Origin of the sequence: Tianweitania aestuarii, assembly GCF_018457165.1 — a bacterium.
GTDB classification, from domain to species: Bacteria; Pseudomonadota; Alphaproteobacteria; order Rhizobiales; family Rhizobiaceae; genus Tianweitania; species Tianweitania aestuarii.
The window spans coordinates 179,648-203,483 of the sequence record NZ_JAFMNX010000006.1 but is presented as its reverse complement, the minus strand read 5'-3'; the positions used below and the strand labels follow the sequence as shown (position 1 = coordinate 203,483).

Below are 23,836 nucleotides of genomic sequence, written 5' to 3'. Positions count from 1 at the left end.
GCTCGTCAGGCTCATAACCTGAAGGTCGTAGGTTCAAATCCTACCCCCGCAACCAACAAACCAACTTCGACACTAGACGCTCAAGCCTCCTAAGCCTCCTAAGCCTCCTTCGGGAGGCTATTCGTGTTCATAGCCCCCCAGGCGCGCGCGAAAACCCGCTTACCAGCCAAGACCCGCCGAAATCTTGCGCGCAGCGTCCTTCAACAACAAAACATACCGATCAACGTCGCTCTTGTGCGTCCGAAACGCAGGCGCACCAACGTTAACAGCCGCAATCACAGACCCGTCAAACGCCAAAACAGGAACAGAAACAGACACAAGCTGCTCGCTAACCTCGCCATAACTCACGCAATATCCCTGTGAACGGATAAGGTTAAGCTCCGTGATCAACTGGCCGCGGTCCGTGATCGTCTTCTTGGTCAGCCGCGGCAGGACGTCCGGGATCATCTGCGACTGCACCTGCGGATGCAGAAAGGCCAGCAGCACCTTGTAAGAGCCGGTGCTGGTTGCCAGGATTTGCAGCTGCACAAGGTGCAGCCAACAGCCCGCGGAGGACATCTTCGGCAATAGGACCCATGTCATAGGTGGCACCTAGCGGTGCCGCCAGCGCTTACCATCAATCTACTCACTTATGAAGTTAGCTAATCCAACCGGTACCAAGATCAGCCATAGCCGCGATTATCTACTAAGCTCCGGCTCAACCACTGTGTCTGCCATTCGGCGTGAGATGACGGCGCAGACCAGGAGTTGGGTGATGTGGTACATCATTGCCGGCAGGATTACGCCGCTGACGATTTCCGGCGCGAAGATCGCGGTTGCGATTGGGATACCGCTGGCAATGCTCTTGGTAGAGCCACAGAAGAACAGGACGGATCGATCCTCGCGCGGCAATCGCAGGGCTTTGCCGGCTGCCTTCATGAGGCCCATGGCGATCGCCAGATAAACCGCGATGACGCAGAACAGGAGAACAAGCGTTTCTACGGGGATCACGGACCATATGTTGGCCACCGTACCAGCGCTGAACGCCGAGTAAACGATCAGCAGAATGGAGCCTCGATCAACGACGATCGACAGAACCTTATGGCGTTGGATGAAGGCACCTATCCAGGGGCGTAGCAGTTGGCCGAGAAGAAAGGGTAGCAGGATCTGAGTTCCGATTTTGATGATGGCAGCAAACCCGACACCACCACCATCCTGATGCAAAACAATGACCACCAAAATTGGTGTCAGGACAACTCCGATCAGGTTGGACAGCGAGGCTGCGCAGATTGCGGCCGGAACGTTCCCGCCAGCGATGGCGGTGAAGGCGATCGAGGACTGAACGGTCGACGGCAGGACGGATAGAAACAGAAGGCCGAGGATCAGGTTCGGCACCAGATGACCGTCAAGGATAGCCGCAAGTCCCAGCCCCAAAACTGGGAACAGCAAGAAGGTTGCGGCAAAGGTCAGAAGCTGAGGTTTCCAGTTCAGCAAGCCTTTTACGATGGCTGAAGCGTTCAGCTTCGCGCCATAAAGGAAGAACAGCAGGGAGACCGCGAAGTAGGTGACGTAGCCCATGATATCGGCTCCCAACCCTTTAGCAGGAAGGAGAATGCCGAGCATCACCATGCCGATGAGAAGCAGCATGTAGGCATCGATGCCAATGCGTTTCAGAATATTCATGTGGGTTTCCGTCTGCTCATCCGGCTTGCTGCTGACGCGAAAGACTGGTGAGCATGTCTCATAGCATCGCCAGCTACGGCGATGATCGGCGCGAAGACTTGCTTGTTGCCTGTGCCCGCGCCGGCGCCTTCATGTCGCCGGGCAGGCTCGGCGGAGGAGCTGTTCTGCATGGCTTCACGCTTCAGTTTCAGACTGCCGGGAAAGCCAGTGGGCAACCTGGAGCTGTTTGGATTGGAGATGGCGGCGGAGGATCGCGCCGAGCGTCGGACCATCCCTGTTCGCAAGGGCGACCAGCATTTCCTCGTGCTGGCTGATGGCCGTTTCCCACTCGTCTTGCGCGATCCTTGCGATGAAGCGCAAGTTTATAATGCGCGTGAAGATGATGCGACGCATGTCCTTGAGAAGCGCATTGTCTGCGATGTCGAAAATGGCATCGTGGATGCGGCGGTTGTAGAGGTAATAGCCGTCGAGATCGTCGGCCGCCCGCCGCTCCAGCATGGCCGCGTGATGGGTCCTGATCTCTTCCAGCTGAGCTTCTGTGATGCGAGGTGCCGCGAGCTCACCGGCTAACCCTTCAAGCGCTCCGATGACGAGAAAGCTTTCGAGGATCTGAGCCTCGCTGACTTGTGCAACACTCGCCCCTCGATTGGGTGTCAGAACGACCAAGCCTTCGGCAGCCAAAGCCCGAATGCCTTCGCGCATGGGCGTGCGCGAAACGGCGAAGCTCTCACATAGCGCCTTTTCATTCAGCTTCGATCCGGGGGTCAGTTCACCGCGTTCGATCATGTGGCGCAGTTGATCAACGACTTCTGCATGTAAGCTGCGTCGTTCTATCGGCTTTATCGTGGGCAATCAGACGGTCCTTGCTTACGAAACAATCAGAGGATGCTCAGGCTTCAATCATCTCCGCGGAGCCGGTCCTGATTTGTTGCTCGATTTCGATTATTCCCCTTTACAGCAAGATGTATACAAAATTAAGCTCTTGGAAATTGCCGAAAACAAGCGGCAAAATCGAAGAAACTTCTTCAAGGGGCTACTCATGAGACGACTTCTTGGCTGCGCGACAGCACTCATGCTGGTGTGGGGATCATCAACGGCAATTGCTGGACCCGATGACAATTCGCTGGTTTTTGCATCTGACAGCATGCCGTCCAGCATCGATTTTTACACGCATACGATCCGCGAAGGCATCGTGCTGGGGCACCACATCTGGGACACGTTGATCTATCGCAACAACAAGACCAACGAGATCGAACCGCATCTCGCGGAATCGTTCGAATGGATCGACGACACCACGCTCGAATTCAAACTGCGTCGCGGCATCAAGTTTCACGATGGAAGCGATTTCACGGCTGACGATGTGGTCGGCACAGTGGAGTATGTGACGACCCATACGACTGTTCAGCCGATCTTCTTTCTCTCGGGCGCAGAAAAGATCGACGACTATACGGTTCGGCTGAAGACCAAAGGGGTGTTTCCAGCAGTTCTCGAATATCTTGCCAATGTCGTGCCGATCTACCCGTCGGACTATTATGCCGAAGCCGGGCCTGACGGCATGTCCCGCAAGCCTATCGGGACAGGTCCTTACCGCGTGACCGACATCACCGCGGGTGAAAGCGTCAAGATGGAGGCTTTCCCGGACTATTTCGGTGGGGTGAAGGGAAAGCCTTCGATCGAGAAGCTGGAATTCCGTCGGATCGCCGAGTTCAACACTCAGGCTATCGAACTGATGACCGGTAATCTCGACTGGATCTGGCGCGTTCCGCCGGATGCCGTGCAGCAGTTCGAGGGCCAACCGCAGTTGAAGGTCGAATCCGGCGATACGCTGCGGATCGGCTTCATCGGCATGGATGCCGCCGGACGCACTGGGGATGGCCCGTTGAAGAAGCTGGAGGTTCGGCGCGCGATCAATCATGCGATCAATCGCGACGGCATTCGCGAAGCGCTTGTCGGTCCAGGGTCTCAGAAGATCGACGCTGCCTGTGCTCCGCCGCAGTTCGGCTGTGTCAGCACGGATGTCATGACCTATGACTACGATCCCGAGAAAGCCAAGCAGATGCTTACGGATGCAGGCTATGCCGATGGTTTCTCCATCGACTTCTACGGCTACCGCGATCGTCCGGTCGTGGAAGCCATCATCGGCGATCTGGCTAACGTCGGTATTACTGCGAACCTGACGATGCTTCAGGCCTCGGCCATTGCGCAGGCACGTACTGAAGGCCGTACGCCAATCTGGTTCCAGGCCTGGGGCTCGTCCTCCATTCTCGATGTCAGCGCTGGACCTGGTTACTGGTTCGACGGATCGCCTGTGGACTACGCGCGCGACGAGGAGACCACTGCGCTCTTGAACGAGGGCAACACGACCATCGACCCGGAAGCACGGAAGGCTGCTTACGCCAAGGCGCTCAAGCGTATCGCTGATCAGGCCTTCATCGTTCCGATTTTCACGTACTCACTTAACTACGTCTACAACAGCCAGTTGAACTTCACGCCGGTTCCGGATGAGACGCCGCGCTTCTTCGAAGCAAGCTGGAACAAGTGACCGATCTGTCCCGCGCCTCCATGGGCGCGGGGCTCTCCAACTTCGGATGAGACATGCTGCAGTATTTGATGCAGCGGATCGGCCTGGCGCTGCTTGTTTGCGTGGCCGTTTCGCTTCTAGCCTTCACGCTCCTCAACGCTTCGGGTGATGTTGCGATCTCGATGGCTGGTGAAGAAGCCAGCGCCGCGCAAATCGATGCGATCCGCGAAGAAATGGGTCTCAATCGACCGGTTCTGGTTCGCTATGGCGAGTGGCTGGGCAATGCCGTTCACGGTGACTTCGGCAATTCGCTTTTCTTCCGGCAGCCGGTCGCCGAGCTGATTGCGGATCGCTTGCCGAGGACGCTGACGCTTGCCGTCATGTCGCTTGCCGTGATGCTTCTGTTGTCGGTTCCACTCGGCGTGCTCGCAGCATTGTACCCGAACAGCCTTATCGATCGCGCGGCTCTGCTGATCGCCGTGCTTGGACAAGCCATGCCGAACTTCTGGTTTGCGCTTGTCCTGATCGTGATCTTCTCGCTGACATTGGGCGTGATGCCGCCGTCGGGCTCTGCAACCCTTAAGCATTACGTTCTGCCAGCCGTTGCGCTCGGCTATTATTCAACGCCGCCGATGATGCGTCTGATCCGCCAGGGCATGATCGAAGCCCTTTCATCCGATTACATCCGCACGGCCAAAGCCAAGGGCATCGGCACAACCAAGATCGTGTTCAAGCACGCTCTGCGCAACGCCGTCATCCCCGTCGTTTCCCTTTCGGCGGTTCAGTTCGGCAACATGCTGGGTGGGTCTGTGGTGATCGAGGCGGTGTTTGGCATTCACGGCCTCGGCTTCCTTGCTTGGGAATCCATCTCCCGCATGGATCTGCCGGTGGTGCAGGCCGTGCTGTTGATCGTAGCTGTCTTCTACATTGTCATCGTTCTGCTGGCCGACTTCATCAATGCCTGGCTTGATCCGAGGATCCGTATCCAATGACCAGCCTCAACCTCGCTTTGCCGCAGCCCGGCACCGTTCGACGCAAGGGGTTCATCGGACGTGCACTAGCCAATCCGGTGTTCCTGTTCGGCGCGGTCTTGTTGGGGCTCATCGTGGCCATGGCAGCCCTGGCTCCCTTGTTGGCGCCTTACAATCCGCTTGCGCAGAACATGCTCACCCGCACTGTTTCGCCGTTCTGGATGTCTGACGGTAACTGGGCTCACCCGCTGGGAACGGATGGTTTGGGCCGCGATTATCTCAGTCGGATTATTTATGGCGCCCGTATTTCGCTTTTGATCGGGGTGTTCACGGTGATCTGCTCGGGGATCATCGGCACCGTCATGGGCGTGCTCGCAGGCTACTTCGGCGGCAAGATCGATCTCGTCATCAACTTTCTCATCATGACGCGGCTCACACTGCCCGTTGTGATGGTTGCACTGGCGGTCGTTGCGCTGTTCGGCGGATCGCTCATCGTCGTGGTGCTGGTGCTGGGATTGCTGTTGTGGGACCGCTTTGCAGTTGTCATGCGCTCGGCGGTGATGCAGATCCGCAACCAGGAATATATCCAGGCAGCGCAGTCGATGGGCTACTCCACGCCGAAGCTGCTGTTCAAAGAACTTCTGCCCAATATCTTCGATCGACTCGCCGTTATCGCTACCTTCGAGATGGCGCATGCGATCCTGCTTGAAGCATCGCTGTCCTTCCTGGGCTTAGGCGTCCAGCCACCGACGCCATCCTGGGGTCTCATGGTGGCGGAAGGCAGGCAATATCTGCTGTTCGACAGCTGGCTGATCTTGATCCCCGGCGCCGCGATCTGCGTGCTGGTGCTGGCCATCAACATGATTGGCGACGGTCTACGTGACGCGCTCGCCCCTGAAAACAGGAACTGAGAGACTGACATGACCCGCTCCAACGTGATCGCTGCCGCCGGTGCCTATGTAAGCGAGGGCAAGTTCCTTTCCGACCTCCAGGAACGTCTGTCCATTCCCTCGGAAAGCCCGCGCGAAGACAGCGGTCCCGATCATCTCCGCTACCTGAATGAACAGATGCGTCCGCTTCTCGAAGGTATGGGATTTAGCTGCCAAATCCTTCCCAATCCGAAGCTCGAGCGCATTCCAGCCTTGTATGCCGAAAGAATAGAGGATCCAGCCTTGCCGACGGTCCTGACCTACGGACACGGCGATGTCCTGTGGGGCATGGAAGGAGACTGGAAAGAAGGCCGTAGCCCCTGGGACGCAACGCTGGTTGGCGACCGCATTTACGGCCGCGGAAGCGTCGACAATAAGGGGCAGCACACGATCAACCTTGCTGCCCTCGAGATCGTGCTGAAAGAGCGCGGATCGCTCGGCTTCAACGTCAAGGTGTTGATCGAGATGGGAGAGGAGACCGGATCGCCTGGCTTGGCCGAGATGGCCGAAACCCACAGTGACCTGTTCAAGTCAGACGTGCTGATTGCTTCGGATGGTCCACGTGTGTCCACGCATGTTCCGACCGTTTTTCTAGGTGCTCGCGGCGGGCACGGCTTCCATCTGATCTGCGACCTTCGCGAAGGGGCGCATCACTCCGGCAATTGGGGCGGACTCCTGCCGAATGCCGGCATTCGTCTGGCGCATGCGCTGGCCACGATCACCGATGCCAAGGGACGCATCGCCATCCGCGAATGGACGCCGGGCAAGATCCCGGAGAACGTTCACGCGGCATTGAAGAAGATCGAGCTTGAGTTCGGTCCGGAAGATCCTGAAACCGACCCGACATGGGGTGAGCCCGATCTCGTAGGCCCCGAGCAGGTTTATGGATGGTGCAACTTCGAGGTCCTCGCTTACACCTGCGGGCGGCCGGAAGCGCCCGTCAATGCCATTCCGGGCACCGCGAAGGCGACATGCCAGCTACGTTATGTTGTCGGGGTCGATCGCGAGCGCATCTTGCCAGCGCTGCGCGAGCATCTCGATGCTCACGGCTTTCAGGATATTCGCATTGAACCCATGGCACGCGGTTTCTTTCGCGCCACGCGTACCGATCCGGACAATGCGTGGACGCGTCTCGCTGTGGGATCGATCACGGAAACCACCGGTCGCGAGCCGGCCCTGCAGCCGAATTTCGGCGGCTCTCTGCCAAACGAGGTCTTCGCCGAAACGCTCAACCTCCCCACGATCTGGATCCCGCATTCGCATCCGTCCTGCTCGCAGCATGCACCCGATGAGCATGTGATGGTCAGCGTCGCCAAGGAAGCGACAGAGATCATGGCGGGTCTGTTCTGGGACATCGGGGAAGGGAAGCTGCAGCAATGACGGGTGCTGTCCTTTCCGTTCGCAACCTCACGGTCGATCTACCCCTTAGCGGTGATCGCTCTCATGCCGTTAGCGGCCTCTCCTTCGAAATTCACCCGAACGAGATCGTCTGCGTGGTGGGGGAGAGCGGCTCGGGCAAGTCCGTCACCGCTTTTACCGCCATGGGCTTGCTGCCGAAGGCGCTGAAGGTATCTGCCGGCGAAATGCTGTTCGAAGGAAAGGACCTTCTGAAGATGTCGCGCAGTGACCACGCAAAACTGCGTGGTCAGCGGATTTCGATGGTCTTTCAGGAGCCGATGACTGCGCTCAATCCGTGTTTTACAGTGGGAGACCAGATCCAGGAAATCTTTCGGACCCACACCAAGCTTTCCGGTGCCCAATGCAAGGCCCGTACACTCGCTCTGATGGAAGAGGTGCGGCTTCCTGATCCCCAGCGTGTTTATTCGAGCTATCCGCACCAGCTTTCAGGTGGACAGCGTCAACGCATCGTCATTGCCATGGCGCTGGCAATGGATCCCAAGCTGCTGATTGCGGACGAACCGACCACAGCACTCGACGTGACTACGCAGGCTCAGATCCTGGCCATGTTCAAGACGTTGAAGACGACCCACAATGCGGGGATCTTGTTCGTCACCCACGATTTTGACGTGGTCGCGGAAATCGCGGACCGGGTCGTCGTCATGCAGAAGGGGATTGTCGTTGAGCAGGGGACGGCAACCGAAGTCTTGAACGATCCGCAACACCCTTATACCCGTCAGCTGATCGCTGCCGTTCCACGCAAGAAGCAGGGCGAGGCCGCGCCACTTCAGGAAGAGATTGCGCTGCGCGTGAAGGGCTTGAGCAAGACCTACCATGTCGCGCGCACCCTGACACGCAAGGCCCGCACGGTGCAGGCACTCCACCCCGCAGACTTCAGCGTCCGCAAAGGAGAAACGCTGGGTATCGTCGGGGAAAGCGGCAGCGGGAAAACCACCCTGGTGCGTTGCCTGATCAGGCTTCTCGATCCTGACGATGGTGAAATCTGGATCGGGAATCGCAACTTCGCAAAAGGATCGCGGTCGAGCCTTCGTACGGCTCGCCAGGACATCCAGATCGTCTTTCAAGACCCGTACGGATCTCTCAATCCTCGCAGATCGATCGGCGAACAGCTGATCGGCGGACCGATGAACTTCGGCGTTTCACGCTCGGTGGCGTGGGACCGTGCCAAGCGCCTGATGAAGATCGTGCGGTTGGAAGAAGACGCGCTTTATCGCTATCCCGCAGAATTTTCCGGCGGCCAACGTCAGCGCATCTGCATCGCTCGTGCGTTGATGGTCGAGCCGAAGGTGCTGATTGCGGATGAGGCCGTGTCTGCGCTCGATGTTTCCGTGCAAAAAGAAGTGCTTCAGCTTCTGGCCGACATCAAACGCGAGATGGGGCTGACCATCCTCTTCATTACCCATGATCTGCGCGTCGCATCGCAGATCTGCGACAATCTCATCGTGATGAGCCGTGGTCAGATCGTCGAACGCGGGACTGTCGAGCAGGTGTTTGGCGACCCGCAGGACGCTTATACACGCCAGCTTCTGTCCGCCATGCCGGGGAATGGCTGGGAAGTACCCGCCTTGGAGGCGCAGCCAACGACGTGAGCGTGAGCTAACGAGGTTAAGGTGTAACCGACCTGCACTACCGATCGGAAAGCCAGCATTTCGGCCTCCGTGTCTCATGCGTTGAAACGCTGCTCGCGCTCCATGAATTGCTGACGATGCCGTCGTATGTTCGTCATGTCGGGCATATCTGCGGGTTTACGGAGGAAGTGAGCACGCGTTCCAACTGACAGGCCGTGTACCAGAAGATCCTTGTCCGCGTCGCTTGCCCATAGAATATCGAAGTCGTCTGTGAGTGTAAAAACGAACCGGTCGTAAAGGTGATGCAGCGTAGTATGCATTACGGCCGTGTTCGAAATGACGTCCGGGCCTGCTTGCTTGAGAGGCCAGAGGTGGATGACCTCAACACCTATGTGGCGTCCGCGGAAAGTGGCGCAAAAGTCCGAAACGATGCAGCGCCTTTGATCGATGCTTAAAGTCTTTCTTTGGACCAGGTAGCTTCGGGCCTTGGCACGCCGTTGCCGATATACAGGATCGTCATTGGCATCTTGGTCAGCGTCACTGAAACCACCTAAGGTAGTCTCTTCGAACTCTTCCACTTTGGGCGCAAAATGCGTGGCAGATCCGAACCCGATCAGGGTTCCAGCTTCCCCGTAATACAGGATGCGCTGGAAGTTCATTGCCTCGATTTTGCGGACGACATGCTGCTCGCGCGAGCGATCCCGCCGACCATAAAGTTCGCCGTACTCCAGGAGCATACCGTTCAATTCGCGCGGTGTCGGAAACGACAGAGGTGTCAGGTTGGCGAGATGAACGATGACGTGCCTGTTGTCGAATGGATCAATCTCAACCCGGTGAAGAACAGCCTTTGCCGCAAAGTGCGCATTGAGATCAGGTCTGTTTGGGATGCCATCTGTAGGGACATAGATGATGCATCTCTTTCCTTGGCCCTGCTGCAACATAGAAAGGTAGGAGACGGGACAACACATCAGATTGCTGGCCAGGAAAGCATCGATCTGCTCTTCCTGTTTCCATTTCAGAACGAGATTACCCGTCTCTGATGTCGGTTGCGCCATGACGCAATCATGAGCGCTAAAAATCTCCCGTTAAACGAGCCGTAGGTTGCAGATCCCCTTTGACCCTGCAACTTCCTTCTAAAGTTTTACCACTTACTCGATGGAGCGTCGAAGCGTTGCTTTGCTCCTAGCGGAAGCGCGGCTCCCATGTTTTTTCGCTTCTCGCTTGCCGCCATTTTGCTATGACTGAGCCCAACCCGCTTCATGTGAAGCAGCGCTAATCGCGAACTCTCCCGACGCTGGTCGGAGAGCCGCTGGAGGAATGCATGTATCTTGGTCTTGATCTCGGCACGTCGGGTGTAAAGGCGCTGCTTATCAATGGTGAGCAGCGCATCATCGGCTCGGCAAACGGTGCGCTTGATGTGTCGCGGCCGCATTCGGGTTGGTCAGAGCAGGATCCCGCACACTGGATCCGCGCAACGGAGGAGGCTCTTCGTGCACTGAAGGCTGCGCATCCGGCTGAACTTTCCGCAGTGAAGGGAATAGGATTGTCGGGCCAGATGCATGGTGCGACGCTGATCGATGCCGCCGGCGCGGTTCTGCGTCCCTGCATCTTGTGGAACGATACGCGCTCCTACAAGGAAGCAGCGGTTCTTGATGCCGATCCGCGTTTCCGTGAGATCACCGGCAACATCGTGTTTCCCGGATTTACCGCGCCCAAGCTTGCCTGGGTCAAGGCGAATGAGCCGGATGTTTTTGCGAAGGTCGCAAAGGTGCTGCTGCCGAAGGACTATCTTCGCTTCTGGCTGACCGGCGAAGCCATCTCGGAAATGTCGGATTCTGCAGGAACCGCCTGGCTCGATGTTGCCGAGCGCAAGTGGTCGCCGGAGCTTCTTGCGGCCACCGATCTTGATGAGAGCCATATGCCTGCTCTCGTTGAAGGAACGGAAGTCGGCGGCATCTTGCGGGCTGAGCTTGCGACGGCGTGGGGGATCACCGGCAAGGTGGTTGTTGCCGGTGGTGCTGGCGACAACGCAGCCTCGGCCTGCGGCATGGGCACCGTTAAGCCGGGTTCCGCCTTCGTGTCGCTCGGCACGTCAGGTGTGCTGTTTGCATCCAATGCCGCTTATCTGCCCAATGCAGGCAGCGCGGTGCATACGTTCTGCCACGCTTTGCCGGATACCTGGCACCAGATGGGCGTGATCCTGTCGGCGACAGACTCGCTGAACTGGCTGTCGCGCATAACGGGCAAGAAGGCAGCCGAGCTGACGCAGCCGCTGGGCGACACATTGCGCGCCCCAACTGGCGTGACCTTCCTGCCTTATCTTTCGGGCGAGCGCACACCGCATAATGATGCTTTAATCCGCGGCGTGTTTGCCGGACTGGAGCAGGAAACGGGCACAACCGAAATGACCCAGGCGGTCCTCGAGGGCGTGGCCTTTGCGTTTCGCGACAGTCTGGAAGCCTTGCGCGTTGCAGGCACCGAACTCACGCGCGTGACCGCGATCGGAGGTGGCTCGCGCTCGCATTACTGGTTGAAGGTCATTGCAACGGCTTTGGGCATGCCGGTTGATATTCCGGCTGATGGCGATTTTGGCGCGGCGTTCGGGGCAGCGCGCCTCGGTTTGATTGCCGCCACGGGCGCCGATCCCCTCGCTGTTTGCACGCCGCCGGCGACCGACACCACGATCGAGCCGGACAGCGCCCTGCGACCAGACTTCGAGGAAGCCTATCAGCGTTACCGCAGCCTTTATCCGGCGATCAAAGCGGCTTGAGGCGAGGCAAAGTTAGTTTTTGGGAGGAAGATTATCATGACCACAGGCTTTTTCGGCGACATCGCGCCCGCGCGCTTTGAAGGACCCGACAGCACCAATCCTCTGGCCTACCGTCACTACAACAAGGACGAGATGGTGGCAGGCAAGCGGATGGAAGATCATCTGCGCTTCGCTGCGGCATACTGGCATTCCTTCGCCTGGGAAGGCAGCGATCCGTTCGGCGGCCAGACCTTCGAGCGGCCATGGTTCACCGGCGATATGGCCGGTGCGCGGCTGAAGGCCGATGTGGCGTTCGAGATGTTTTCCGCGCTCGACGTGCCGTTTTACTGCTTCCATGATGCGGATGTGCGCCCCGAAGGCGAAACCTTTGCCGAAAGTGCCAAGCGGCTCGACGATATCGTCGATATCTTTGCGCGCAAGCAGGAAGAAACCGGCGTCAAGCTTCTGTGGGGCACGGCCAACCTGTTTTCTCATCGACGCTACATGTCGGGTGCTGCCACCAATCCCGATCCGGATGTGTTTGCTTATGCTGCCGCCACTGTGAAGCACTGCATCGACGTCACCAAACGCTTGGGCGGTGCGAACTACGTCCTATGGGGCGGGCGCGAGGGTTATGAAACGCTGCTCAACACCGATCTCAAGCGCGAGCGCAGCCAAGCCGGACGCTTCCTTCAGATGGCGGTCGAATATGCCCATAAGATCGGCTTCGACGGCACGATCCTGATCGAGCCTAAGCCGCAGGAGCCAACCAAGCATCAGTACGATTACGATGTCGCGACGGTCTACGGCTTCTTGAAGGACTTCGGTCTGGAGAACGAGGTGAAGGTCAATGTCGAGCAGGGTCACGCGATCCTGGCCGGTCATTCCTTCGAGCATGAGCTGGCGCTCGCTTCGGCGCTCGGCATCTTCGGTTCGATCGACATGAACCGCAATGATTATCAGTCGGGCTGGGATACCGATCAGTTTCCCAACAATGTCCCGGAAATGGCGCTGGCCTACTACGAGGTTCTCAAGGCTGGCGGCTTCACCACCGGCGGAACAAACTTCGATTCCAAGCTGCGCCGGCAGTCGCTCGATCCGCAGGATCTGCTGATCGCCCATATCGGCGGCATGGATGCCTGTGCCCGTGGCTTGAAAGCTGCGGCCAAGATGATCGAAGACGGTGTCATCACCGACTTTGTGAAACAGCGCTACCAGGGCTGGGATGATGCGGAAGGGCAGGCGATCTTGTCCGGCAGCCGCAGCCTGGAAGACGTGGCCGCGCGAGTGACCAAAGACAATCTTCAGCCGCAGCCACGCTCCGGCAAGCAGGAATGGCTCGAGAACGTCGTCAACCGCTACGTCTGATCAGGTCAGTCCCAGAAGCGCTTGGCATCAACGAAGGTGCCATGCGCTTCGGCCGCTGTGGCAAGACGCTTCTTTGTCTTGCCCCTACCCATCAGCGCCTGCGCATCGGGATTGTCGGAGAGGCCCAGCTTTTCGATCACGGCTGGTGCGGCTGCGATGTCGTTGAGCGAACCCAGTTCATCTTGAAGCTTTTCCAGCGCAGCAACGAAGGAGGCATGACGCCGTTGTTCGCGCTTGTCGGGGAACAGGCCGACAAAGAACTCCGAGGCATAGCGAAGCTTTTTTGCGACTTTGCGCACGTCGTGGCGTGCCGTCTCGTCCAGTCGCTCGAGATCCTTACCGCCTTTCTTGACCTTCTTTCGGAATTTGCGAAGCCGCTTTGCTGCGTAAAGCGGTGCAAGCCTGTTTCGCTCCGTGCGCGTGGTCTCGTCACTCAGCCACGCGCCCATGGCTGCCCATTCAACGACGTCCAGCATCAGCATGCGAACGCGCTTTCCTTCGAGAGCAGCAAGGATCCGGTCGTATGCCTCTTTTCGCGCAGCGTGCAGGGGCTCATGTAAGGCTTCGGCCTCGTTGCGCTTAACGAGAACGTCGAGATCGCGTCCTTCGCCGAGAAGGGCAGCAAGCCACTTCAAGTCACGCCGGATGGTTTTAGCCTGTTCATCGGCATAAAGCGGCTTAAAAATGGTGAAGGCCGCACGAAGGCGCCGGAGAGCGACCCGGGCTTGGTGAAGCGCAAGCGGGCTGCGCGTATCGAGTAGCCGTGTTTCGTTCAAGCGGAACTGTTTCAGGCAGGCGGAAATGATTGTCTGGAACGCAGCCTGCGCCGTCATGCTGGGGACGAGCTCAGTTGGCGCAGCCTTGAAGCTCTCAGGCTGTGCTTCGAGGCAAAGATAGCCGCGCTCCGATTTGGTGGTTACACTCAAGCGGACAGGCGTGATTTCGTCTAGCTGCCGGGCAAGTCGGAACAGGTAAGCAAGACTGCCGCCCTTCACTTCGAGCTCCAGTTCGCAGATGGGCGATCGGCGATCGGTGGCGACGACATCGCCTAGGTCCAATACGCATTCCACAACATCGTCCCCGTCTGCGAGCATCCAGGCGCGCCGCTCCACCTGAACACGGAAGGCAGGAGCAAGATCGCGCACGCTGTCGCCGAGAAGCATCTGCAACGGTGTTGTTTCGTCGATCACAAGCGTCATGTCGTCGACGTCTTGTTCCCATTCCGGGCGTGCAAATAAGCCGGCGGCACTCCTGGATGTGCCCTTTAGGGTCTGGGTTAGGCGGTCGTTTTCGCGGCGTATGCGCAAGGAGAAGCCGTTCTTGCGCAGTTGCTGATCTGGCGTGTCGAAATAGGTGGCGTCTAGCTGCAGGGTTTCGGCCTCACCGCCAAGCAAGGAAGATGATGCCAGTGTTTCCACCGCATCGGTCGCGATCTGAAGCTTGAGTTCGACTTCCATCTGAGGTCCCGCATCCTGTTCGCGCCGCAACCCATAGGTATGGCGTGCCATCGACTATGACAGTGCTGCGTTACGCCCTTGTGTCAGGCGGGACGCATTCGGGTGGGCGGCATCCCGAACGCGGTTGAGAAGGCACGGGAAAAGCTCGCGGCACTGGCAAAGCCGGTGCGGGTCGCAATATCTGCCATGGGCTCCGACGTATCGAGCACCAGACGGCGCGCCGCATTGAGGCGTAGGCGCAAAGCATAGGCGCCCGGTGTTTCGCCGATGCGGCGCTGGAACAGCGTTTCCAAAGTGCGTGTGCTGATGCCGGTCCGCTTTGCGATTGCGGCTGTCGTCAGTGGGCGCTCGATGTGGCCTTCCATGAGGCGGATCGCTTTCGCCAGCCGCGGATCATAGCCATCGAGGCGGCCGAGCGACACCAAGGGCTGCGCATCGCTTGCAGCGCGCGTCTGGTCGTAAATGAAGACGGAGGCGACATCGAGCGCGATGGCCATGCCAAGGCGCGAGCGCACGAGATGCAGCATCAGGTCGAAAGTGGGGGAAGCGCCGCCGGCGGTGAAGATCGGCTCGTCGATGACATAGCGGTCGGGACGAATGTCGGTTCGGGGAAAAGCTGTGCTGAAATCCTCGAGATCCTCCCAATGGGTGGTAGCCGCGCGGTTCTCCAGAAGGCCGGCATGACCTAACACCCAAGTGCCTGCTTCGACGCCGCCGATAGCACGAACGGTGCGGGCCATTCTGCGGATACTAGCCAGAACGGGCTTCGCCGTTTCGCTGCGTGCGCCAAAGCCGCCGATGACGATCAAGGCATCCGCCGGAGCACAAGGATCGAACACGCCTTCTACGGCAACTGGCAGCCCGCAACTGGTCAAAGCGGGCAGGCCATCAGCCGAAACCAGCCGAAAGTCGAACAGCTTTTCGCCCGCAATCCTGTTGGCTGCCCGTAGTGGGTCGATTGCCGATGCGACGCACAGGATCGAGGCTCCTGGCACGACAAGGATGGTCATCCTTAGAGGAGCCGGGTCAGACTGAAAGATCGATCGATTTGCGCTGTTCATCAACTGACTTTCGTAAAGTGTGAAACAGAGTATCGCAACGATGGCGATGATGGCGGCAAATGATAGGAGATGTTTGATGCCGCTTGAAATGAACCGTGAGGTTTTCATCACCTGTGCCGTCACCGGATCGGGGGCTACGCAGGATCGTAGTCCGCATGTGCCGCGGTCGCCCGAACAGATCGCGGCTTCTGCGATAGATGCTGCAAAAGCGGGTGCTGCGATCGTTCATTGCCACGTTCGGGATCCCGAAACGGGCAAACCGCGTCGCGACATCGCCCTTTACCGCGAAGTAACTGAGCGTATTCGGGATGCCGATGTCGACGTGGTGCTGAACCTGACGGCCGGCATGGGCGGCGACATGGTGTTTGGCAGCGTCGAGCAGCCGTTGCCCTTGAAAGAGCAAGGCACCGACATGGCCGGCGCCAGCGAGCGCGTCGAGCATATCCGCCAATGCCTGCCGGAGATCTGCACGCTGGATTGCGGCACAATGAACTTCAACGAAGCCGATTACGTCATGACCAACACGCCCGGCATGTTGCGTGCAATGGGCGGCAAGATGACCGAGATGGGCGTGAAGCCGGAGATCGAGGCCTTCGACACCGGCCACCTCTGGTTTGCCAAGCAGCTGGTGAGCGAAGGCGTGCTGGCTGATGACTCGCTGGTGCAGCTCTGCATGGGCGTGCCGTGGGGTGCGCCGGACGACCTCAACACCTTCATGGCGATGGTCAACAACGTACCCGATAACTGGACTTGGTCGGCCTTTTCGCTTGGCCGCAACCAGATGGCCTATGCGGCGGCGTCGGTTCTAGCCGGCGGCAATGTGCGTGTGGGGTTGGAAGACAATCTGTGGCTCGACAAGGGCGTACTCGCCACCAATGCGCAGCTGGTGGAACGTGCGGCAACGATCGTCACCAATATGGGCGCGCGAGTGATTGGTCCTGATGAGGTCCGCAAGAAGCTCAACCTCACCAAGCGCGCGCCGTTGGCGGTTTGAAGGAGATGACCATGCAGATCAGTAAGGCAGCCTGCGTAGGCGGTGGTGTCATCGGTGCGGGATGGGTGGCGCGTCTGGTGCTGAACGGCATCGATGTGACGCTTTACGACCCTGACCCGCAGGCCAGCCGCAAGGTCGATGAAGTTCTGGCTGGCGCGCGGAGTGCTTATGCGCAGATGGTGCCGTCCGGCCTGCCGAAGGAAGGTCGCGTCACTTACGCAAGTACGGTTGCGGAAGCGGTTGCGGAAGCCGACTTCATCCAGGAAAGCGTGCCGGAACGTCTCGATCTCAAGCACAAGGTGCTGGCCGAGATCGATGCTCATGCGCAACCAGATGCGCTGATCGGCTCATCGACATCCGGCATCAAGCCAACGGAGATGGCGAGCGCACTTAATTATCCCGAGCGACTGGTCGTCGCTCATCCGTTCAACCCCGTCTACCTCCTGCCGCTGGTGGAAATTGTCGGCGGGGAGAAAACCACCGCAGCGTTCATCGACAAGGCCAAGGCGCTTTACGCCTCTATCGGCATGAAGCCGGTGGTGATCCGCAAGGAGATCGAGGCTTTCGTCGGCGATCGCTTGCTTGAGGCGATCTGGCGGGAATCGCTGTGGTTGATCAAGGACGGCATCACCACCGTCGAAGAGCTGGATGACATCATCCGCTACTCCTTTGGCTTGCGCTGGGCGCAGATGGGCTTGTTCCAGACCTATCGCATTGCCGGCGGCGAAGCGGGCATGCGCCACTTCATGGAGCAGTTCGGCCCCTGCTTGTCCTGGCCGTGGACGAAGCTCACGGACGTGCCGGAGTTCAATGATGAGCTGGTTGATCTGATTGCCGGGCAGTCCGACGAACAATCCGGCCGCTATTCAATCCGTGAGCTGGAGAAGATCCGCGACGACAATCTTGTTGCGATGATGGGCGCGCTGGCGCAGCAGAATGGCGGAAAGGGCTGGGGTGCCGGCGCTCTGCAGAACGACTATGTCGCCAGACTGAAAGCGGCTGCTCAAACCAAGACCTGAGTCCGCACAGGAGTTTAGCCGTGATGGGACAGCAGGACCGTCACGGCTATCGCGACCAAGGCGAACACGGCGATCTTCCAGACATCGCGGCGGTAGCGCAGGCCAGGAAATCCGAGCGGTCGCCAAAGGTGCAGCGCCATCATTGCCAGAATGAGGAGGGATAGTGCCTTGCTCATGAGAGCGATCTCAAGCCCGCACCCAGCTGGGTTCGCCGATCCCGTCCAGATATCTGCAAAATCATGCCTGCCTTGCACTCGCTGTCTTGTTCAATGGTTGGATGGACCTTTGGTGACGGCTTGCTAATCTGCCGTTTGCAGGGAGGCATCTATGACATCGCAGTATCATGAAACCATGGCCGCGTGGCGCAAAAATCCGGAAGACTTCTTCGGGGAGGTCGCGAAGGAAATCGACTGGTTCACGCCTTGGGAGAAGGTGTTCGACCCGGATGCAGGCGTTTACGGCCATTGGTTCACCGGCGCGACCTGCAACATGTGCTTTAACGCGCTCGACCGTCATGTTGCGGGTGGGCGGGCCGATCAGACCGCACTGATCTACGATAGTCCGGTCACAGGGACCAAGAAGCACTACACTTATCGCGAGATCCTGGACGAAGTGGTAGCGCTGGCTGCCGTGTTGCGGGCGCAAGGCGTCAAACAGGGTGATCGCGTCATCATCTATATGCCGATGGTGCCGGAAGCAGGTTTCGCCATGCTTGCCTGTGCGCGGCTTGGTGCCATCCATTCTGTGGTGTTCGGCGGCTTTGCCGCCAAGGAGCTCGCTGCACGCATCGACGACGCACAGCCCAAGGTGATCGTGTCGGCCTCCTGTGGGATCGAGATCACGCGCATTATCGACTACAAGCCGCTGCTCGATCAGGCGATCGAACTCTCTTCTTCCAAGCCGTCTTCCTGCATCATCCTGCAGCGACCGCAAAAGCCCTGTTCGCTCGTTGAAGGTCGCGACATCGACTATAGCGAGGCTGTTGGTGAGGCGCGTGCTGCCGGAACGGACGTGGAGTGCGTGCCGGTTCACGCACCCGACCCGCTCTATATCCTTTATACTTCAGGCACGACGGGCAAGCCGAAGGGCGTGGTGCATGACACTGGCGGGCTCATGGTCATGTTGAAATGGACCATGTGGAACGAGTTCGGCGTCAAGCCGGGCGAGGTCTTCTTCTGCTCCTCGGATGTTGGCTGGATCGTGGGGCACCATTACATCGTTTATGGTCCGCTGCTGCATGGTGCGACCTCGATCCTCTATGAAGGCAAGCCGGTTGGGACGCCTGACGCCGGTGCTTACTGGCGGGTGATTGCCGAGCATGGCGCTGTTGGCCTGTTCACTGCGCCGACAGCGTTCCGGGCCATCAAGAAGGAAGATCCGGAAGGGCTCCTGATCAGGGATTACGACCTCTCCAAATTTCGTAACCTGTTTCTCGCGGGTGAGCGGGGCGATCCGGAAACGATCAAGTGGGCCGAGAACAAGCTCGGGGTGCCGGTCATCGACCATTGGTGGCAGACAGAAAGCGGATCGCCGATCAGCCATAATCCCGTTGGTTTGGGGATGCTGCCGGTGAAGTATGGTTCGCCTGGCGTGGCCATGCCGGGCTACGATGTGCAGGTGGTGGACGACAACTGCGAGCCTGTGGAAGCGGGCACGCTCGGTAATGTCGTTATCCGCTTGCCTCTGCCGCCTGGCGCTCTGCCGAGCCTTTGGCAGGCCAATGAGCGTTTCCGCGAAGCCTATCTGGAAGAATTTCCCGGCTACTACAAAACGGCCGATGCCGGCATCATCGACGATGATGGCTATATCTTCATCATGTCGCGCACGGATGACATCATCAATGTCGCGGGCCATCGCCTGTCCACAGGCGCCATGGAGGAGGTCGTGGCCGCTCATCCCAATGTCGCGGAATGTGCTGTGATCGGCATTGCCGATCCCGTGAAGGGACAGGTGCCGCTTGGGCTCGTAGTGCTGAATGCGGGCGTAGATCGCGAGGCGGCTGAGGTGGAGCGAGAGGTCGTCCAGCTTGTGCGCGAGCGAATCGGAGCGGTGGCCGCGTTGAAGCAGGTGATCGTTATTAAGCGCCTGCCCAAAACGCGCTCCGGCAAGATCCTGCGCGCCACCATGCAGAAGCTTGCAGATCAACAGGAATGGACCATGCCAGCTACGATCGATGATCCGCTGATCATGGAGGAAATCGGGGAAGCTATGTCGCGCCATGGTCTCGCAGGAGGCGTTTCAGCAGCCAAAGGTTGATTTCGCGCTTCGCTCCAACCATTGTCAGCGGCGGTCCAGGGTGGACCGCCAACCCTGGAGCACTGGAATGGCACTCGACGGCAAGGTCGCAATCGTTACCGGCGCAGCGACCGGCATCGGCTATGCCATTGCCGAGCGCTTCGTGCGCGACCGCGTCAAGGTCGTGGTGACTGACATCGACGTGGAGGCTGGAGAAAAAGCGGTCGACGACTTCCGCCGGATCGGCGATGCGACCTTCATTCGCGCCGACGTGTCAAAGCGGCTCGACATCCACAATCTCTTTGCAGGCACGGTCGACACCTATGGTGATGTCGACATCCTCGTGAACAATGCCGGCATTGTGCGCGGTGCGGATTTTCTGGACATCACGGAAGAGGATTTCGAGCGCGTTCTAGCGGTTAATCTCAAAGGCTCTTTTCTGGCCGGACAGGCTGCGGCCCGCTTCATGGTCGATAAGATCAAGAATGGCGGCTCGGCCGGCGTCATCATCAATATGTCATCGATCAACGCGATTCTCGGCCTGCCCGATCAGGGACCCTATTCCATCTCGAAAGCAGGAGTGAGCCAACTCACCAAGGTGATGGCCATCTCGCTTGCGCCTTATGGCATCCGGGTCAATGCGATCGGCCCGGGCTCGATCGCTACCTCCATGCTGGACGCCGTCAACAACGATCCTGACGCCAGACAGCGTATTCTGTCACGCACGCCGATGGGGCGCGTTGGTGAAGCTTCGGAAATTGCGTCGATTGCGGCCTTTTTGGCCTCGAACGAAGCGAGCTATATCACAGGACAAACCATCTATGCAGATGGTGGTCGCCTGCCGTTGAACTACACTGTTCCCGTAAAAGACTGATCCTTCTGTCAACCTCCTGACAATGCTGACAGAGTGCTGTCAGGAGCACCATGGCATGGTGATCTTGCCGCTCAGACCGAGCTTAGCCATCTAGTTGGCTGGGACCGCTGGTTTGGCGCGAAGGAGGATCATTATGCGTCGAGCAGACCGTTTGTTTCAGATTGTGCAGCATATGCGCGGCAGCCGTTTGGTGACTGCGCAGAAGCTTGCTCAATGGCTCGAAGTTTCCGAACGAACTATCTACCGCGACATTGCCGATCTCCAGTCCACCGGCGTTCCGATCGAGGGGGAGGCCGGCGTCGGCTACATGATGCGCGAAGGGTTCGACCTGCCGCCGCTGATGTTTACGCGTGACGAGATCGTGGCGCTGGTGGCGGGTGCACGGATGGTGCGCGCCTTCGGCGGTTCCACCATGGCGCGGGCTGCGGAAGAGGCTTTGGTCAAGATTGGCGCGGTGCTGCCGGAAGCTGAGCGCATGCGCATCGATCGTACGGAAATCCACTCACCGATGTGGGTTGTGTCCGATGCCGATCGTACGGCCATCGATGTGATCGAACGCGCGGTTGAAGCCCACGATGTGATATCGATCGACTATCAGGATGAGCAAGGCCAGCATACGCAGCGCGATGTGCGCCCGCTCGGTCTGTGGTTTTGGGGTCGTGTCTGGACGCTGGCCTGCTGGTGTGAGCTGCGGGGTGACTTCCGCACCTTCCGGATCGACAGGATCAAGATCATCGGAAAGGCAGACCGCCGCTTTAAACCCGAAAAGGGCAAGCTGCTCAGCGACTTCTACCGCGCTATGGAAAAGCGCAAGATTGAACAGGGTGGCATGGGGCTTCGTTACACGGCCTGATCCACACCGAGTAGACAATAAAAAAGGCGGCCGAGGCCGCCTTTTTGTTGTGCACCAACCGGTGCTTATTCTTCGTCTTCGTCCGGGGTGCGATTCTTCAAGGAAGACAATTTTGCGAACACCGCGTTTGCGTCGAGTTCGCGATCATCCTCGTGCTGGTCCTGGTTGACCTCCAACCGCTCGGTCATCGAAGCAGGGAGCAGGGTCTCGCCGGTGGACGGAGCGGCAGGCTTGTCACGCGATGCGCGGCTGACCTCAAGGTCGAGATCGATCTGCGAGCAAAGGCCAAGCGTAACCGGATCCATCGGCGTCAGGTTGGCGGCATTCCAGTGCTTGCGCTCGCGAATCTGCTCGATCGTCGACTTGGTTGTGCCAACGAGGCGCGACACCTGCGCATCCTTCAGCTCGGGGTGGTTGCGCACCAGCCAGAGAATGGCGTTCGGACGATCCTGACGCTTCGACAACGGCGTATACCGCGGACCCTTGCGCTTCGTTTCCGGAACGCGAACCTTGGGCTCGGACAGTTTGAGGCGGTAGTTCGGGTCGGACTCAGCCTTCGCGATTTCTTCACGCGACAACTGGCTGGTGATCATCGGGTCCATTCCCTTGATGCCCTGCGCAGCTTCGCCATCGGCAATCGCCTTCACTTCCAACGGATGCAGCGAGCAGAACTGCGCGATCTGGTCGAAAGACAAAGCAGTGTTGTCGACGAGCCAAACGGCGGTCGCTTTCGGCATCAGGAGGGTATTGGCCATAAGGTGCATCCTCTCGTTCGCCCGCGTTTCTGTCGCGGGCGGTGGTGTAAGCCACCGGATTTGGGAAATCGCGTCCAATATAGCGAAGCCAGCGCGAAGTCGCAACGGAAATGGCTGCAGGCCAAACGACAAGCCTGTGCGATAGTGCTGGACAGCCGGCTCGAACTCCGATCATCCTCGCATCTCCGCAGGAGGAATGCACATGGCCAAGGGTCAAGTTCGCAGCAACAAAGAAGTTCGAAAGCCCAAGAAAGAAAAGGCAGCAGCCAAGCCGGCTGCTCCCGTTCTGGGCTCGATGGTCAAGGATGCCGGCAAGCCAGCATCCAAGTCCAAGTAGCCTTGGCAGATGGTTCTGGCGCGCGATCAGTCGCGCGCCAGAACCCGGTCTGCTTCGCTGAAGCGCGCGCTCGCAGTCTTTCCCTGATGCCAGTAGGGATAGATCACCGGTGGCCGGCTGACCTCGTCCAGGCGGCGCAAATCGTCTTCCTTTAGCTTCAGGGATGCGGCTGCGATATTGTCGGCAAACTGCTCCTGGTTGCGGGCGCCAACCACAAGCGTCGTGACTGCCGGTCTTGTCAAAAGCCAGGCAAGCGCAACCTGCGCAGCCGACACGCCATGCTCTCCGGCCACTTCCTTCAGCACGTCCACGATACGCCACAGCCGGTCCTGATCTCGGATCGGCGGCTCGCTCCAGCCAGCAAGCTGACGGGCGCTTTCCGTGTCGCGACCGTATTTGCCTGACAGAAGTCCGCCTGCAATCGGGCTCCAGACCATGATGCCGAGACCTTGATCGACAGAGATCGGCTGAAGCTCGTATTCGGCCTCGCGTGCTTCCAGAGTGTAGTGAATCTGCTGCGTGATGAAGCGTGGATGGCGTTCACGCTCGGAAATGCCCAGCGCCTTCATGATGTGCCAGCCGGAATAGTTGGAGCAGCCGATATAGCGGATCTTGCCCTGCTCAACCAAGGTGTCGAGTGCCGCCAGTGTTTCTTCGAGCGGGGTGATGCCGTCCCACTGATGCAGAAAGTAGATGTCGATGACATCGGTCTTCAGCCGCTTCAGGCTTTTCTCGCATTCGCGGATGATGTGGTAGCGCGACAGGCCTTCGTTGTTCGGACCTTCGCCTGTGCGGAAGCGAACCTTGGTGGAGATCAGCACATCGTTCTTGCGCTTGCCGCCAAGGGCCTCGCCGACGATCTCTTCGGACTGCCCAGCCGAATAGATGTTGGCCGTGTCGATCAAGTTGATGCCGGCATCCAGGCACTGGTCGATCTGCCGCTTGGCTTCATCGAGGTCGGTACTGCCCACCTTGGCGAAGTTGCCGCTGCCGCCAAAGGTCATGGTGCCCATGGTCAGGGTCGATATCTTCAGGCCGGATCGGCCCAGGGTACGATATTCCAT

21 protein-coding genes and 1 pseudogene are annotated in these 23,836 nt (G+C 58.8%); 13 read left to right on the top strand and 9 right to left on the bottom strand.

Going from position 1 to position 23,836, the window contains the following annotated elements; genetic code table 11:
* Positions 1 to 159: 159 nt before the first annotated feature.
* The 3 genes and pseudogenes from JYU29_RS18215 to JYU29_RS18205 all read right to left on the bottom strand — a co-directional run.
* Positions 160 to 504, bottom strand: a pseudogene (locus tag JYU29_RS18215) (IclR family transcriptional regulator); the annotation flags it as partial.
* A 174-nt stretch (positions 505 to 678) separates the two neighbouring features.
* Complete coding sequence (locus JYU29_RS18210; protein WP_213986279.1) at positions 679 to 1,662, bottom strand: bile acid:sodium symporter family protein; 984 nt, start codon at positions 1,660 to 1,662, stop codon at positions 679 to 681.
* Between the two features lie 174 nt (positions 1,663 to 1,836).
* On the bottom strand, positions 1,837 to 2,514 hold the full coding sequence (locus JYU29_RS18205) for a GntR family transcriptional regulator (RefSeq protein ID WP_284144939.1): 678 nt from the start codon (positions 2,512 to 2,514) through the stop codon (positions 1,837 to 1,839).
* A 187-nt stretch (positions 2,515 to 2,701) separates the two neighbouring features.
* Between JYU29_RS18205 and JYU29_RS18200 the strand changes: the two genes are divergently transcribed.
* From JYU29_RS18200 to JYU29_RS18180, 5 genes are read left to right on the top strand one after another with little or no spacing between them, the layout of a single operon-like run.
* A complete protein-coding gene (locus tag JYU29_RS18200; RefSeq protein ID WP_213986277.1) occupies positions 2,702 to 4,204 on the top strand; it encodes an ABC transporter substrate-binding protein in 1,503 nt (500 codons plus the stop codon).
* Positions 4,205 to 4,257: 53 nt separating this feature from the next.
* Positions 4,258 to 5,175 (top strand): ABC transporter permease, encoded by a 918-nt coding sequence (locus tag JYU29_RS18195; RefSeq protein WP_213986276.1) that lies wholly within the window; start codon positions 4,258 to 4,260, stop codon positions 5,173 to 5,175.
* A complete protein-coding gene (locus JYU29_RS18190; RefSeq protein ID WP_213986275.1) occupies positions 5,172 to 6,065 on the top strand; it encodes an ABC transporter permease in 894 nt (297 codons plus the stop codon). The genes JYU29_RS18195 and JYU29_RS18190 overlap by 4 nt, the downstream gene beginning before the upstream one ends.
* A gap of 9 nt (positions 6,066 to 6,074) precedes the next feature.
* Positions 6,075 to 7,463 carry a M20 family metallopeptidase gene (locus JYU29_RS18185; RefSeq protein WP_213986274.1) on the top strand — a complete coding sequence of 463 codons (1,389 nt, stop codon included), beginning with the start codon at positions 6,075 to 6,077 and terminating at the stop codon, positions 7,461 to 7,463.
* Positions 7,460 to 9,091, top strand: coding sequence for an ABC transporter ATP-binding protein (locus tag JYU29_RS18180; protein ID WP_213986273.1), 1,632 nt, complete (start codon positions 7,460 to 7,462; stop codon positions 9,089 to 9,091). The genes JYU29_RS18185 and JYU29_RS18180 overlap by 4 nt, the downstream gene beginning before the upstream one ends.
* Before the next feature lie 74 nt (positions 9,092 to 9,165).
* Here JYU29_RS18180 and JYU29_RS18175 read toward each other — a convergent pair whose 3' ends face one another.
* Complete coding sequence (locus tag JYU29_RS18175; RefSeq protein WP_213986272.1) at positions 9,166 to 10,125, bottom strand: hypothetical protein; 960 nt, start codon at positions 10,123 to 10,125, stop codon at positions 9,166 to 9,168.
* 266 nt (positions 10,126 to 10,391) lie between these two features.
* Between JYU29_RS18175 and xylB the strand changes: the two genes are divergently transcribed.
* Positions 10,392 to 11,840 carry a xylulokinase gene (xylB, locus tag JYU29_RS18170; RefSeq protein WP_213986271.1) on the top strand — a complete coding sequence of 483 codons (1,449 nt, stop codon included), beginning with the start codon at positions 10,392 to 10,394 and terminating at the stop codon, positions 11,838 to 11,840.
* Positions 11,841 to 11,876: 36 nt separating this feature from the next.
* On the top strand, positions 11,877 to 13,187 hold the full coding sequence (xylA, locus tag JYU29_RS18165; protein WP_213986270.1) for a xylose isomerase: 1,311 nt from the start codon (positions 11,877 to 11,879) through the stop codon (positions 13,185 to 13,187).
* 5 nt (positions 13,188 to 13,192) lie between these two features.
* Here the strand turns inward: xylA and JYU29_RS18160 are convergent, their stop codons facing one another.
* Positions 13,193 to 14,695 (bottom strand): CYTH and CHAD domain-containing protein, encoded by a 1,503-nt coding sequence (locus tag JYU29_RS18160; RefSeq protein WP_213986269.1) that lies wholly within the window; start codon positions 14,693 to 14,695, stop codon positions 13,193 to 13,195.
* Positions 14,696 to 14,727: 32 nt separating this feature from the next.
* Positions 14,728 to 15,654, bottom strand: a complete 927-nt coding sequence (locus tag JYU29_RS18155) for a GlxA family transcriptional regulator (protein WP_431192879.1) — start codon at positions 15,652 to 15,654, stop codon at positions 14,728 to 14,730.
* 127 nt (positions 15,655 to 15,781) lie between these two features.
* Between JYU29_RS18155 and bcoG the strand changes: the two genes are divergently transcribed.
* Together bcoG and JYU29_RS18145 are read left to right on the top strand one after the other, a co-directional pair.
* Positions 15,782 to 16,699: a 3-dehydrocarnitine:acetyl-CoA trimethylamine transferase BcoG gene (gene bcoG / locus JYU29_RS18150; RefSeq protein WP_213986267.1), complete on the top strand. Its 918-nt coding sequence runs from the start codon at positions 15,782 to 15,784 to the stop codon at positions 16,697 to 16,699.
* A gap of 11 nt (positions 16,700 to 16,710) precedes the next feature.
* Positions 16,711 to 17,718: a carnitine 3-dehydrogenase gene (locus JYU29_RS18145; RefSeq protein ID WP_431192878.1), complete on the top strand. Its 1,008-nt coding sequence runs from the start codon at positions 16,711 to 16,713 to the stop codon at positions 17,716 to 17,718.
* Between the two features lie 14 nt (positions 17,719 to 17,732).
* On the opposite strand, the gene JYU29_RS18140 is transcribed toward JYU29_RS18145, so the two are convergent.
* Positions 17,733 to 17,894, bottom strand: coding sequence for a hypothetical protein (locus JYU29_RS18140; protein WP_213986265.1), 162 nt, complete (start codon positions 17,892 to 17,894; stop codon positions 17,733 to 17,735).
* A gap of 151 nt (positions 17,895 to 18,045) precedes the next feature.
* On the opposite strand from JYU29_RS18140, the gene JYU29_RS18135 reads away from it, so the two are divergent.
* The 3 genes from JYU29_RS18135 to JYU29_RS18125 all read left to right on the top strand — a co-directional run bounded on the left by JYU29_RS18135 (position 18,046) and on the right by JYU29_RS18125 (position 21,680).
* The gene (locus JYU29_RS18135) at positions 18,046 to 19,974 is read left to right on the top strand and encodes a propionyl-CoA synthetase (RefSeq protein WP_213986264.1); all 1,929 of its coding nucleotides are present in this window, start codon (positions 18,046 to 18,048) and stop codon (positions 19,972 to 19,974) included.
* 67 nt (positions 19,975 to 20,041) lie between these two features.
* Positions 20,042 to 20,827, top strand: coding sequence for an SDR family NAD(P)-dependent oxidoreductase (locus tag JYU29_RS18130; protein ID WP_213986263.1), 786 nt, complete (start codon positions 20,042 to 20,044; stop codon positions 20,825 to 20,827).
* A gap of 133 nt (positions 20,828 to 20,960) precedes the next feature.
* The gene (locus JYU29_RS18125) at positions 20,961 to 21,680 is read left to right on the top strand and encodes a helix-turn-helix transcriptional regulator (RefSeq protein WP_213986262.1); all 720 of its coding nucleotides are present in this window, start codon (positions 20,961 to 20,963) and stop codon (positions 21,678 to 21,680) included.
* Between the two features lie 65 nt (positions 21,681 to 21,745).
* On the opposite strand, the gene JYU29_RS18120 is transcribed toward JYU29_RS18125, so the two are convergent.
* Complete coding sequence (locus tag JYU29_RS18120; RefSeq protein WP_213986261.1) at positions 21,746 to 22,435, bottom strand: DUF1013 domain-containing protein; 690 nt, start codon at positions 22,433 to 22,435, stop codon at positions 21,746 to 21,748.
* A 202-nt stretch (positions 22,436 to 22,637) separates the two neighbouring features.
* Between JYU29_RS18120 and JYU29_RS18440 the strand changes: the two genes are divergently transcribed.
* Positions 22,638 to 22,772: a hypothetical protein gene (locus tag JYU29_RS18440; protein ID WP_284144938.1), complete on the top strand. Its 135-nt coding sequence runs from the start codon at positions 22,638 to 22,640 to the stop codon at positions 22,770 to 22,772.
* A 26-nt stretch (positions 22,773 to 22,798) separates the two neighbouring features.
* Here JYU29_RS18440 and JYU29_RS18115 read toward each other — a convergent pair whose 3' ends face one another.
* The gene (locus tag JYU29_RS18115; RefSeq protein WP_213986260.1) at positions 22,799 to 23,836 is read right to left on the bottom strand and encodes an aldo/keto reductase; all 1,038 of its coding nucleotides are present in this window, start codon (positions 23,834 to 23,836) and stop codon (positions 22,799 to 22,801) included.